The sequence below is a fragment of the Caviibacterium pharyngocola genome (assembly GCF_002795405.1).
GTDB classification, from domain to species: domain Bacteria; phylum Pseudomonadota; class Gammaproteobacteria; order Enterobacterales; family Pasteurellaceae; genus Caviibacterium; species Caviibacterium pharyngocola.
Genome location: NZ_PHGZ01000030.1, coordinates 1 through 13,709 on the forward strand (window position 1 = coordinate 1; position 13,709 = coordinate 13,709).

The 13,709-nt window shown below is 45.3% G+C and carries 12 protein-coding genes; 3 read left to right on the top strand and 9 right to left on the bottom strand.

Annotated features, from left to right (window positions below):
• Positions 1 to 90 precede the first annotated feature (90 nt).
• A complete protein-coding gene (gene gmhB / locus CVP04_RS11015; RefSeq protein ID WP_100297564.1) occupies positions 91 to 645 on the bottom strand; it encodes a D-glycero-beta-D-manno-heptose 1,7-bisphosphate 7-phosphatase in 555 nt (184 codons plus the stop codon).
• 173 nt (positions 646 to 818) lie between these two features.
• On the opposite strand from gmhB, the gene metN reads away from it, so the two are divergent.
• Genes metN through CVP04_RS11030 form a run of 3 tightly spaced genes read left to right on the top strand, consistent with a single transcriptional unit; the run spans position 819 to position 3,413 of the window.
• Positions 819 to 1,856, top strand: coding sequence for a methionine ABC transporter ATP-binding protein MetN (gene metN, locus CVP04_RS11020; RefSeq protein WP_100297565.1), 1,038 nt, complete (start codon positions 819 to 821; stop codon positions 1,854 to 1,856).
• Positions 1,846 to 2,535 (top strand): methionine ABC transporter permease, encoded by a 690-nt coding sequence (locus CVP04_RS11025; RefSeq protein ID WP_100297566.1) that lies wholly within the window; start codon positions 1,846 to 1,848, stop codon positions 2,533 to 2,535. The genes metN and CVP04_RS11025 overlap by 11 nt, the downstream gene beginning before the upstream one ends.
• Positions 2,536 to 2,567: 32 nt before the next feature.
• Positions 2,568 to 3,413, top strand: coding sequence for a MetQ/NlpA family lipoprotein (locus tag CVP04_RS11030; RefSeq protein WP_100297567.1), 846 nt, complete (start codon positions 2,568 to 2,570; stop codon positions 3,411 to 3,413).
• 132 nt (positions 3,414 to 3,545) lie between these two features.
• On the opposite strand, the gene CVP04_RS11035 is transcribed toward CVP04_RS11030, so the two are convergent.
• The 8 genes from CVP04_RS11035 to CVP04_RS11070 all read right to left on the bottom strand — a co-directional run.
• Positions 3,546 to 4,769 (bottom strand): MFS transporter, encoded by a 1,224-nt coding sequence (locus tag CVP04_RS11035; RefSeq protein ID WP_100297568.1) that lies wholly within the window; start codon positions 4,767 to 4,769, stop codon positions 3,546 to 3,548.
• A gap of 300 nt (positions 4,770 to 5,069) precedes the next feature.
• Positions 5,070 to 6,902: a glutamine--fructose-6-phosphate transaminase (isomerizing) gene (gene glmS / locus CVP04_RS11040; RefSeq protein ID WP_100297569.1), complete on the bottom strand. Its 1,833-nt coding sequence runs from the start codon at positions 6,900 to 6,902 to the stop codon at positions 5,070 to 5,072.
• Positions 6,903 to 6,935: 33 nt separating this feature from the next.
• Positions 6,936 to 7,718 (bottom strand): DeoR/GlpR family DNA-binding transcription regulator, encoded by a 783-nt coding sequence (locus tag CVP04_RS11045; protein WP_100297570.1) that lies wholly within the window; start codon positions 7,716 to 7,718, stop codon positions 6,936 to 6,938.
• A gap of 126 nt (positions 7,719 to 7,844) precedes the next feature.
• Positions 7,845 to 8,117 (bottom strand): HU family DNA-binding protein, encoded by a 273-nt coding sequence (locus CVP04_RS11050; RefSeq protein ID WP_100297571.1) that lies wholly within the window; start codon positions 8,115 to 8,117, stop codon positions 7,845 to 7,847.
• Between the two features lie 156 nt (positions 8,118 to 8,273).
• The gene (locus CVP04_RS11055; protein ID WP_100297572.1) at positions 8,274 to 8,864 is read right to left on the bottom strand and encodes a YjaG family protein; all 591 of its coding nucleotides are present in this window, start codon (positions 8,862 to 8,864) and stop codon (positions 8,274 to 8,276) included.
• Positions 8,865 to 8,881: 17 nt separating this feature from the next.
• Positions 8,882 to 9,946, bottom strand: a complete 1,065-nt coding sequence (gene hemE, locus CVP04_RS11060; RefSeq protein ID WP_100297573.1) for a uroporphyrinogen decarboxylase — start codon at positions 9,944 to 9,946, stop codon at positions 8,882 to 8,884.
• Positions 9,947 to 9,988: 42 nt separating this feature from the next.
• Positions 9,989 to 10,771, bottom strand: a complete 783-nt coding sequence (nudC, locus tag CVP04_RS11065) for an NAD(+) diphosphatase (RefSeq protein WP_100297574.1) — start codon at positions 10,769 to 10,771, stop codon at positions 9,989 to 9,991.
• A 140-nt stretch (positions 10,772 to 10,911) separates the two neighbouring features.
• The coding region (locus CVP04_RS11070; RefSeq protein WP_207761644.1) for a YadA family autotransporter adhesin at positions 10,912 to 13,709 on the bottom strand (2,798 nt) is incomplete at its 5' end.

Below are 13,709 nucleotides of genomic sequence, written 5' to 3' on the forward strand. Positions count from 1 at the left end.
GCCTTGCAAGTCTTTTTTGTAAAAAATCTTGATTTTTTTATTGAGAGGTGATTTTTTATGCATTACGAATAAATTTTAACTCAAAACTCTCTACTTTTTATGCGTACGAATTATTTTCGGTAAATCCGTAATACTCTCTAAAACATAATCGGCTAAATTCTCACTTTCCGTAGTAATCGGTTTACCCGTTTTTACTAAAACAACGTTTTTTATCCCCGCACTTTTTCCAGCCAGCAAGTCCTCTTTTTTATCCCCAACCATAAAAGATTGCTGCGGATCAATACGAAGTTCTTTAATTGCTTGTAGTAACATCCCGGGTTTCGGCTTGCGACAATCACAATCTTGTCGATATTCCCCCTGTCCCTCCGGATGATGCGGACAATAATAAATGCCGTCCAGATCCACTCCGCGATCCGCCAGCGACCAATCCATCCATTCGGTAAGCTGCAAAAATTGATCTTCGCTGAAATATCCGCGCGCAATACCGGATTGATTGGTCACCAGCACTAATAAATACCCCATAGACTTGAGCGCTTTAAGCGCTTCAATACTGCCGTCAATAAATTTAAATTGATCAATTTCGCTGACATAGCCGTAATCAATATTTAGCGTACCGTCTCTATCTAAAAAAATCGCTTTATTCAAATGATATCCTTTTAACTTAAAAATAATGTCACATAATCTTTTCATTATGACCGAATTTGCTTCTAACTAATAGCGGATCATTATAAAAATCTTACGAATAAATGTTGACACGGCAATCTAGACATCTAGAATACCTCTAAACCTTAAATGAAAGAACCGATGAAAGGGCTTATATGATTAAGCTAAAAAATATTAGCAAAATTTTTGACATTGCAGGGAAAAAACTGACCGCACTTGATAACGTCACCCTCGAAGTGCCGAAAGGGCAGATTTGCGGCGTGATCGGCGCATCCGGTGCGGGAAAAAGTACCTTAATTCGCTGTGTAAACTTATTGGAAAAACCGACTTCCGGTGCTGTTTTTGTTGACGATAAAGAATTAACCGCCTTAACGGATAATCAACTAATTCAAGAACGCCGCAATATCGGAATGATTTTCCAACATTTTAATTTATTAACCTCACGCACCGTATTCGGTAATGTGGCGTTACCTTTAGAATTAGAAAACACGCCGAAAGAAAAAATCAAACAAAAAGTCGATGAACTTTTGTCATTAGTCGGTTTGACGGATAAAAAAGACGTCTATCCGGCGAATTTATCCGGCGGACAAAAACAACGCGTGGCGATCGCACGCGCTTTAGCCAGCGATCCGAAAGTTTTATTATGTGATGAAGCCACTAGCGCTTTAGATCCGGCGACGACACAATCCATTTTAAAATTATTAAAAGAAATCAACCGCACTTTGGGCATCACGATTTTATTGATTACCCACGAAATGGATGTGGTCAAACGCATTTGCGATCGCGTAGCGGTAATCGATCAAGGCAAATTGATTGAACAAGGTTCGGTCAGCGAAATCTTTTCTAATCCGAAAAGTGCACTGGCGCAAGAATTTATTCGCTCGACGTTCCACATCAGCCTGCCGGACGAATATTTGGAAAATCTCTCCCCGACACCGAAACACGCGAAATCTTGGCCGATTATCAAATTCGAATTTACCGGTCGCTCCGTCGATGCTCCGTTATTATCTCAAGCGTCCAAACGATTCGGCGTGGAATTGAGCATTTTAACCTCACAAATCGATTATGCCGGCGGGGTAAAATTCGGCTTTACCATTGCCGAAGTCGAAGGCGACGAAGACGCCATTACTCAGGCGAAAATTTACTTAATGGAAAATAATGTGCGTGTGGAGGTACTAGGTTATGTGGACTGAGTTTATGTCCGAATTTTCCCGTCAATTAACCCCGCAAGTTTGGGAATTAATTGCAAACAGCTCGCTTGAAACCGTCTATATGAGTTTTGCCGCGACATTATTCGCCGTTATTTTCGGTTTGCCTTTGGGTGTCGTCACCTTCTTAACCCAGCAAGGACAAGCATTGGAAAACCGCAAAGTGAATCGACTGCTTGAAGTGCTGATTAATATCGGACGTTCGATTCCGTTTATTATTTTGTTATTCGACTTAATGCCGGTAACACGTTTTTTAGTCGGCACCACATTAGGCACAACGGCGGCAATTATCCCGCTCAGCGTTTCGGCGTTGCCTTTCTTCGCCCGTTTAACTTCCAATGCGCTCGGTGATATTCCGAGCGGCTTAACGGAAACCGCGAAAGCGATGGGCACATCCGTTTGGCAGTTGATCACGCGTTTTTATTTACCCGAAGCCTTGCCGGTTTTAATTAAAGCGATGACCTTAACCTTAATCGCACTAATCGGCTATTCCGCAATGGCGGGCGCAGTCGGCGGCGGCGGTTTGGGAAATACGGCGATTTCCTACGGATTACACCGTAATATGACCTATGTGCTTTGGGTCTCCACAATCATTATCGTATTAATCGTTATGCTATGCGAGAAATATGGAAACAAACTCGCTGATCATTTTGATCATCGTTAATCAATCAACCCTTATTTAGAGGATTTTTCACAATGAACTTGAAAAAAGTATTAGGTATCGCAACCTTAGCATCCGTTTTTGCTTTAACGGCTTGTAAAGATGAGAAAAAACCGGAAACCGCAGCAGCGGCGGAACCGGCAAAACAAGAAGCACCGCAAAAAATTAAAGTCGGCGTAATGTCCGGCCCGGAACATCAAGTTGCCGAAATCGCAGCGAAAATCGCTAAAGAAAAATATAACCTTACAGTAGAATTCGTTGAATTTAACGACTATGCATTACCGAACCCGGCGGTAAGCAAAGGCGATTTAGACATTAACGCAATGCAGCACAAACCTTATTTGGATTCCGATGTTAAAGCCAATAACCTCAATAACTTGGTGATTGTCGGTAACACCTTCGTTTATCCGTTGGCGGGTTATTCCAAAACCATTAAAAACGTTAACGAATTGAAAGACGGCGCAACCATCGCCGTGCCGAACGATCCGAGCAACCAAGGTCGTGCGTTAATTTTATTGGAAAAACAAGGCTTAATTAAATTAAACGACAACACCAACTTAGCGGCAACTCCGTTAGACATCGTTGAAAATCCGAAAAATCTTCAAATCAAACCTGTGGACACCGCAGTGGCGGCTCGTGCGTTGGATGACGTTGATCTTGCTGTGGTGAACAACACTTACGCCGGTCAAGTCGGTTTAAATACTACCGAACACGGCGTTTTTGTTGAAGATAAAGATTCTCCGTATGTAAATATTATCGTTGCTCGCCAAGATAATAAAGACAGCAAACCGGTACAAGACTTCGTTAAAGCTTACCAAACCGAAGAAGTTTACCAAGAAGCGGTTAAATACTTCAAAGACGGCGTGGTAAAAGGTTGGTAATTTTTACCGCACTTTTATAAAGAAAAAGCTCCCCGCAAAGTGCGGGGATTTTTTTAGCAGAAATACCTCTGATAGTTTAACGGTGCAAAAATATTTGATTATTTTTGCGCATTTACAAGCTCATTTCATCAATTATTCCAAAGCTTTTCCTTTTAATTCCGGCACTAAGAAAATCGTTGCGATCATATCGATCACATAAATCAAAGCTAAAAATGCAATCGCAAGGGAGAAAGAATACGCGGAAACCACGGCGCCGACGACGATAGGCCCGAATCCGCCGACGGCGCGACCTAAATTGAACAACACGTTTTGTGCCGTCGCGCGTGCTTGCGTCGGATAAGCTTCCGCCATTAATGCGCCGTAACCGCCCATCATTCCGTTGACGAACATCCCTAAGAATGCGCCCGCCAACAACATCATAGTCGCGTCGGTGAGTTGTGAATAAACAATGATGCTGATAACTGCGCCGAGTTGAAATAATAAGAATGCCGGTTTGCGTCCGAAACGATCCGCCAAACGACCGAACACCCAAATGCCGATCATCATTCCGCATACGGTCACTGCCGTCCAAATACCGGATTTAGTTAAACTAAAACCTAATTGTTTGGATAAGAAATTCGGCATCCAAATCATAATACCGTAGTAACCGAAATTTTGTACCGAGGTCAAAATCACAATCCCCGCACTGACTTTTGCCGTTGCTTTATCTTTCACCAATAATTTGAAGGCTTCCAATTTTGCCGGTGCTTTTTGCACTTGCTGAAGTGCGGTCTGTTTTTTGACAAAAACTTCCGGTTCGTGCAAACGCGCGCGGAGAAACCACGCCACAAAAGCAGGAAAAATGCCCAAAATAAACATTCCGCGCCAACCGATAATCGGTAGCAATAATGGTGTCAATAAGGCTGCGCCTAACACGCCGATTTGCCAGCCTAGCGCAACATAAGAAGCGGCTTTTGCACGATGACGTGCAGGCCAAGCTTCCGCCGCCAATGCCATACCGATGCCGAATTCGCCGCCTAAACCGATACCGGCGATAGTGCGATAAATTAACAAATCCCAATAACCTTGCGCAAAAGCGCACAAGCCGGTGAACACGGCGAACAGCACGATAGTCCACGTCAAGACGCGCACGCGTCCATAACGATCGCTTAAGGCGCCGAAAATAATTCCGCCGACCACCGCACCGATTAATGTCCAAGTAACGAGCGAGCCTGCTTGCGCCGGCGATAAGGCTAAATCGGCGGAAATCGCCGTAAGCATAAAACCGAGAATCAAAAGATCAAAACCGTCCATCGCATAGCCGACGGCGGAACCGATAAGGGCTTTCCAGCCATAATGATTTACATTGTCTGTCATAGAGAATCCTTTTGCTACTCGCAGGTAGCCTTTAAAGTTTAGAAAGAAAGGAGCGATTTAAAAAATCATCAGACCGCTGACAAACCTAATTTAAGTTTATTTGATTTGTAGGATGGGCTTTAGCCCATCAAAAAAACCAATAGTATCAATATGATGGGCTAAAGCCCATCCTACTTAAATATACTTTGTCAACAAACTGGCGATTTAAAAAAATCGTCGCGTAGTTTAGGAGATTTACGGCAATTAGGCAATAAAAAACGGCTTTATGTGTACACAAAGCCGTTTCATCACAAGAAAGGATTATTCCACGGTAACGGCTTTCGCCAAGTTACGCGGTTGATCCACATCGGTACCTTTAATCAATGCAACGTGATAAGACAATAATTGCATTGGAATAGTGTAAAAAATCGGTGCGGTAATTTCATTTACCGTCGGCATTGTGATAATTTTCATTCCCGCCGTTTCGGTAAATCCCGCTTCTTTATCGGCGAAAACATATAATTGACCGCCGCGCGCGCGTACTTCTTCAATATTGGATTTTACTTTTTCCAATAAATCATTGGTCGGTGCCACCACGATAACCGGCATATCCGCGTCAATCAACGCTAACGGTCCGTGTTTCAATTCACCCGCTGCATAGGCTTCGGCGTGAATATAAGAAATCTCTTTTAATTTCAACGCCGCTTCCATTGCAATCGGATAATATTCGCCGCGCCCAAGGAATAAAGAATGGTTTTTCTCGGCGAAATCTTCCGCCAATTTTTCAATCGTTTTATCAAACACTAAAGCTTTTTCAATTTCTGCCGGCACGGATTGCAGGGCTTTAATAATTTCCTGCTCTTTTTCCGCTGAAATATTACCGTTCAATTTCCCGATTGCCGTCACGAGAATCAACATTGCCGCCAGTTGGGTGGTAAAGGCTTTTGTTGACGCCACGCCGATTTCCACACCCGCGCGGGTCATAAAGGCTAAATCGGATTCGCGTACTAAAGAGGAGCCCGCCACGTTACAAATCGTCATCGCCGCCATATAGCCTTTTTCTTTCGCCAAACGCAATGCCGCCAAGGTGTCCGCCGTTTCGCCGGATTGGGAAAGCGTCAATAATAAGCTATTCGGGCGCGTAACAAATTTGCGGTAACGAAATTCCGACGCGATTTCCACATCACAGCTCACGCCCGCCAAAGATTCGAACCAATAACGCGCCACCATTCCCGAATTATAAGAAGTTCCGCAGGCGACGATTTGAACGTGTTCCACTTTTTCTAAAATTTCTTTCGCGCCGTTACCGATACTTTCCACGATCACATTGCTGTGATTAATTCGCCCTTCCATTGTATTAATCAAGGCGGTCGGCTGTTCGAAAATTTCTTTTTGCATAAAATGACGGAATTTACCTTTCTCCGCCGCATCATTTTCCAAATTGGATTCGTGGGTTTCGCGATTCGCTTTATTGCCGTTTACATCATAAATATCGACGGTTCGACGCGTAACTTCGGCGATATCGCCTTCTTCTAAGAAGATAAAACGGCGCGTCACGCTTAATAACGCCAGTTGATCCGAGGCTAAAAAGTTTTCCCCGATACCCAAACCGATTACAAGCGGGCTACCGGAACGCGCCGCCACCAAGCGGGTCGGATCGGCACGGTTCATCACCACCATTCCGTAAGCACCGGTTAACTGACGTACCACGCTTTGCACCGCCGCCAATAAACTCGGCGCGCTATGCATTTCCCATTCCACCAAATGCGCAATCACTTCCGTATCCGTTTGCGAAGAAAAAACATAACCGCGTGCTTTTAACATTTCGCGCAATTCTTCGTGGTTTTCGATAATACCGTTATGCACCACGGCAAAATCACCGGAAACGTGCGGATGCGCGTTGGCTTCCGACGGTTCGCCGTGCGTTGCCCAACGGGTATGCGCAATACCGGTTCCGCCGATTAACGGATTTTTCTCCACCGCTTCATCCAACGCTTTCACTTTGCCCAAACAACGCACGCGTTGCAATTCGCACGCGGTGTTCACCACCGCCAAGCCTGCAGAATCATAACCGCGATATTCCAAACGGTGCAACCCGTTGATTAAAATTTCCGCCACATCACGTTGCGCTACCGCGCCGACAATACCACACATAAGTTTTCCTTCATTGTAAAAAATAATTAAAATTCAGACCGCACTTGCACAAATCACTTCCACACCTTGCGCTTCAATCATTTGTTTGCTTTCCGTAGGAATCAGATCATCGGTAATCAATACGTCAATCTGCTGCCAAGTTAATTCCAAGTTCGGCATTTTTCTGCCGATTTTTTGCGATTCGACCATCACGATCACCTCGCGCGACACTTCCGCCATTACACGGCTTAAGCCGATCAATTCGTTAAAGGTCGTCGTGCCTCTTGCCAAATCAATGCCGTCCGCGCCGATAAATAATTGATCGAAATTGTAAGATCGCAACACTTGCTCCGCGACTTTGCCTTGAAAAGATTCGGAGCTGCTATCCCAAGTGCCGCCGGTCATTAACAAGGTCGGTTCGTTTTCCAAGCCTCTTAATTCCGTCGCCACGGATAAGGAATTGGTCATCACCACCAATCCTTGCTTACGATTCAGTTGTTTAATCAACGCTGCCGTCGTACTGCCGCTGTCGATAATAATTCGATTATGATCGGAAATCCGTTCCGCCGCTGCTTTTGCGATCAATAACTTTCGATTCGAAAGATTGTCATCCTGCGGTTCTTCCAAAAATTCATTCGGCATCAAAATCGCGCCACCGTAGCGACGCAATAAAAAACCGTTACTTTCCAGCGCGCTCAAATCTTTTCGAATGGTCACTTCGGACGTTTCAAACAGTTGCACTAATTGTTCGACGCTTACCTCGCCCTGTTGTTGCAATAATTGCATTATGGCGTGTCGGCGCTGTTGTGTATTACGTTGCTGAAAATTTCGTTTCATTAGCAAAATCTCACTGTAAGTTTCGGTTCGAAATTTTATAGAAATAAAAACGGAATGTAAACTTTATTTTCTTTTGCCATAAAAAAACCCTGCACAAAGGCAGGGTTCTCGAAAAATATCGTTCAATTATTTAATTGAATCTTTAAGCGCTTTACCGGCAACAAACGCAGGCACTTTAGATGCTGCAATTTGAATTTCTTCGCCGGTTTGCGGGTTACGACCGGTGCGAGCTTTACGTTCATTTACTTTGAATGTACCAAAGCCGATTAATTGTACCGGTTCACCGGCTTTTAAACTGCCTGCGATAGCTTCTAAAGTTGCTTCCAATGCTGCTTTAGCTTGTTTTTTGTTTAATTCCGCCGCACTTGCAATAGCATCAATTAAATCCGTTTTGTTCATAAATTAGTACCTTCTATATTTCTATTAAATTTCTAGCTTCAGGAGCCGATTAACCGTCCTGCCAACCATAATAACTGTAACCACAGCGCCGTAAAGCATAATCTAAGTTCCGGCTAAATCAAAGCGATATATGTGAAAATTGCTAACTAAATCACATTATCGCTCAATTTCTATACCAATATTTGAAATTCCCTCGCCACGCAGCTCGTTTTTTAGCGATAAAATCAGCTCGACGTCGCGTTCTTCACATTCGTTCAAGGCACGATAAATCGCCCATTGCACATCAAGTTCCGCTTCGGTTTCCTCACATTCTTTCAACTGCTGTTCGGAAAATTCTCGATCGCTTTGCGTTTCCAATACGCTCACGACCGTTTGAAAAGAAAGACGACTGATTTTTATCGCTTGTTCCAAAGTATCACCCGCAATAATCGCGTGTAATAATTCCGCCAATCCTTCGCACGCATCCGCCGCAGGCACCACGCCGAAAAAGTCATAATCGTTCAAATCGGGAATCACCGCTTCCAGCTTTTCCAACTGATTTTCAAAATTAATATTTGCGCCTTTTACCGTTAAATATTCCCAAACCAAATTCAGAATATTGTGGTAAATTTTGGCATTTTCCGCCTGTTTCGTCACTTGACAAAACAAATGAAAATTCGGGTACATTCGTTCGCACAACGCCGCCATAAAGGTGATATTTTGCCAACTTTCGAATTTTTCCAAGCGTTTATGAATCGGATTTCGCATAAATTTTCACCGCACTTTTATTTATGATAAGGTTGAGAATAATGATGAATAGCATCGACAAACACTTTCGGACTGATTTCCGGCACGTCTTGGTGAATGCCGTGACCTAAATTAAAGACGTGACCGCTACCCGCGCCGAAATCCGCCAAAATTTGTTGCACTTCCGCCTCAATACGTTGCGGCGGTGCATATAATACGGAAGGATCCATATTGCCCTGCAATGCGACTTTATGCCCGATACGCGCTTTCGCTTCCGCCAAATTCACCGTCCAATCCAAACCGACCGCATCACATCCCGTTGCAGCGATAGCTTCAAGCCATAATCCGCCGCCTTTTGTAAATAAGGTGACCGGCACTTTGCGTCCATTGTTTTCACGAATTAATCCTTCCACGATTTTTTGCATATAACGCAAGGAAAATTCTAAATATTCGCGATGACCTAACACGCCGCCCCAAGTGTCGAAAATCATCACCGCTTGCGCGCCCGCTTTAATTTGTGCGTTTAAATATAACACGACGGCATCCGCCAGTTTATCCAATAGCAAATGCAACAAGTGCGGTTCGCTATAAAGCATTTTTTTGATTTTGGTAAAGGCTTTGCTACTGCCGCCTTCCACCATATAAGTGGCTAGCGTCCATGGGCTGCCGGAAAAACCGATTAACGGCACGTCGCCCTTAAGTTCGCGACGGATCGTGCGCACGGCGTTCATTACATATTGCAGTTCTTGTTCCGGATCGGGAATCGGTAAATTTTCCACCGCACTTTTGCTGTCAATCGTGCGAGCGAATTTCGGTCCTTCGCCGGCGCCGAAACTCAAGCCCAATCCCATTGCATCCGGCACGGTCAAAATATCGGAAAATAAAATCGCCGCGTCCAAATCATAACGGCGTAAAGGCTGCAGCGTCACCTCGCACGCTAAATCCGCATTGCGACACAATGACATAAAATCGCCGGCTTGTGCGCGCGTGGCTTTATATTCCGGCAAATAACGCCCCGCTTGTCTCATCATCCAAACCGGCGTCATATCCACCGGTTCGCGCAGCAAGGCTCTTAAATAACGATCGTTTTTTAATGTTGTCATTGTTTTTACTCTATTGATTGAATTGAGGTTTATGTTAGGAAATTATTCCGTCGAATGTTTGCAAAGTTCCAAAGTAGCTTGAATCAATTTTAATGCAATCGTGCCTTGCGGCGGCAACGGCGGTAAAGGCTCGTCGTAACGGAACCATTTAGCATCGCAAATCTCTTCCTCTTGTAAACGAATCTCACCGTTTGCATAATCGGCAAGAAAACCGACCATTTGCGAATTCGGAAATGCCCAAGGCTGACTGCCGAAATAGCGAATATTTTTCACTTTAATACCGGTTTCTTCGAATACTTCCCGTTGCACGGTTTGTTCGAAGGTTTCGCCGACTTCCACAAATCCCGCCAGCGTCGTATAAATGCCGCCTTTATGACGCAAATGATTCGCCAGAAGAATTTCTTTTCCGCGCCGCACTGCAACGATAATCGACGGGCAAATCACCGGATAAGTGCGGTAAGAACAGGCATCGTTTTCACATTGAACTGCCCATTCGTCTTGCGTGATCGCTGTTTTCGCGCCGCATTTGCCACAAAAACGGTGCGTGCGGAAAAAATGATTGAGTTCCACGCCGCGCGCAAGCAAATTGAACGTGCGTTCCGGCAAACCGAGCAAATCGCGTAAATAGACATAATCCCGTTCGTCATCGCATTCGTTCACCAACCAAAGCGGTCGATTATCCAACGCGCCAATAACCAATCCGTCACGTCCCGCTAAGCCGAATTCCACCGCTTTGCCGCAAGGTAATTCACCGTCTTGCAAATACACGGACGATCCCTTGGTCAGTAACCAAAAACCGCTGTCTTCGGATTGAATTTGTTGCATCCTATCACCTTAAAAACGAAGAAAAAAATAACCGCACTTTGCATAAAAGTGCGGTTATTATAAAGTGATTTTTACGCTTTGGCGACTAAATAAAACCGAGGCTTTATGCCATTCGGCTTAAGCCTTATCACGCCGTCGGACTACCATTGATAGCCCACGCTTGCCGCCGCGCCGCGATCGCCGCGCGAGTTGCTGTTCACCGAGAATTTCACGCCCAGTTTACCGCTATCGGACAAACGTGAATATCCTAAAGCCACCGCGTTTTCACCTTTATAGGTTCCCACACCGGCGGAAACCATCGATTTACCCGGTAAAGTCGCCTGATATAGGCCTGCGGAGGCGAGCGCGCCGGCAATACCGCCGCGTAAGTCTTTATCCACTTTGTTGATATTATTGTTAATTTGCGCCAAGCCGCGATTTAATTGCGACACGTTCACCGCATCGTTCGGTTTCACACCGTCCGCCACGGAAGTAATGCGGCTACCGTTCATATTGACTTCGCCTTCTTTCAAGGAAATTTTCGTATTGCCTTGAGAAATGGACGAAATCTTGGTTAAGTCGCCTTCCACGTTGACTTTGTAAACGGTTTGTCCGTTATTGCCCTTGTTGGCAACAACTTTCGTACCCGAACCGTCAACCAATTCCGTTTTGCTCGCTTTCAACTGCTTCACGTTCACCGCGTCGTTATCCGCCGTACCCGCCGTTACGCCGCTGATCTTGCCGGTATTGGCGTCAATTTTCACATTGCCAGCCTGAATCCCTGCATCGCTCATTGAAGTTTTACCGGTTGTTACGCGTGTAAACTGCGCATTTTCCGCCAACTTCACGATGAGTTTACCGTTTTCGCTATCCACACGAACATTTTTACTCGACGCAGCTTGTTGATTATCCAATCCGCCTTCGATCGACAGGGTTTCATTCAATTTCTTATTCAAAATCGCCCCTTGATTACCGGCAAAACGCAAGCCGTCTTTCATTGTCGCTACTTCTTGCGTGGTGTTTTTACCGTCGGTATAAACGATGCGGGTAGAATTCGACCCCGTTTCATCCAAGGTTTTTTGTCCTTCCGCCACGGTTAAAGTCGCATTTGCACCGGCTTTGCCGTCAACACCGTTTTTGCCGTTGATAACTAAAGTTCCGTCACCGTTTGCCACAACGCCGTCTTTACCGTCGGCGCCTTTCACACCTAAGGAGCCGTCTTTACCGTTCTTACCACCGATAGACAATTCGTTGTTCAAGGCAAAGCTGACGTTATTGCCCTCTTTCGATACCACAACGTTATTGTCGGCGCTGCGTAAATCAACGCTGTCGCCCGGCGCAACGTTACCGCTGTTTTTGCCGTTATTCACGCTCAAGTTCCAACCTTTCGACGCCGTTTTCGCAATTTCTTTTAATTGACGAACATTCACCGCGTCAGTATCTTTTACACCGTCGGCAACATTCGAAACGGTTTTATTACCGGCGTTAATACCTTCGGCGGTAATAGATACGTCACCGACTTTAACGCCGTCTTTATTCACCACCGTATCGCCGACTTTTAGCCCGTCATTATTCACAACGGTATTACCGATAGTTAAACTGCCGTCTTTGGAAAGATCCAGATCTTTAGCGATATCGACCACAAATTCTGTTCCGCCGGTCGCATTTTTCTTATCCGCCGTTACCGTAACGTTTTTGCTACCCGCCACAACGGATTCTTCCTTAGCTAATTGACGTTTTGTTTCGTCATTTAACGCAACGGTATAAGTGGTAACGTTTTTCTCTTTGTCTAAAGAGGAAGAAACGCTTAAGCCGTCGCCGGCTTTAACTGCCGTACCGTTTGCATTCACCGTATAAACGGTTTGTCCGTTTTCACCGACTTTCGCATCCACGCTCGCCACATTAGTACCGGCTTTCACCTCGGTTTTCGCCGCTGCTGCTTGTTGTTTCAACTGTTTCACATTCACCGCGTCAGTATCCGCCGTACCTGTGCTGACGTTGGTAATTTGGTTATTACCGGCGTCAATGCCGTTAGAGGAGACTTTCACGTTACCTGCGGTTAAGCCGCTGCTGTTTAATACCGTACCGCCAGCCGTCACGCTGCTTAAATTAATACTATCCGCCAAAGTCAGTTTCACACCACCTGCAATGGTTTCGCTTATGATATTGGCGTTGCCGGAAGTCACATTTAAGGTATCGCCTAGCTGATACTGATTCGCTTTTGTACCATTACCAAATTTAATCCCTTTATCCACCGCACTTTTCGCTTCCACTCCTTTGGTGATGTTCGCTTTTGCCGCGTCGGATAAATCGACCGCATATTCCGTGACATTATTGTCTTTCATTGTCGGCGTCACTTTCACTTCCGACGACGCATTCGTCACCGTTGACGCATTTGCGTGCACCGTATAAACAGTCTGCCCCTTATCGCCTTTGCTTTCCGTTACGCCGGCAATATTCGTACCCGCTTTCACTTCCGTTTTCGCTGCCGCAACAGAGGTATTTAACTGGCTTAAGTTCACCGCGTCGTTATCAGACGTGCCCGCCGTAACGTTGGTGATCTTCGTGTTACCTGCGTCAATACCGCCGGAAGATACTTTGACGTTACCTGCGGTTAAGCCGCTGCTGTTTAATACTGTACCGCCAGCCGTCACGCTGCTTAAATTGATACTATCCGCCAAAGTCAGTTTCACACCACCGTCAATGGTTTCACTTATGATATTGGCGTTGCCGGAAGTCACATTCAAGGTATCGCCCAGCTGATACTGATTCGCGTTTGTCCCGTTACCGAACTTGATCCCTTTCGCGATTTCGGCGGCGTTTTTAGTGATATTTGCCGTGTTATTCGCCACATTTTGATTCGTTGCGTTTAACTGACTAAAGTTCACTGCGTCGTTATCTTCGCTACCCGCCGTGACGTTGGTAATTTTCGTGTTACCTGCGTCAATACCGTTAGACG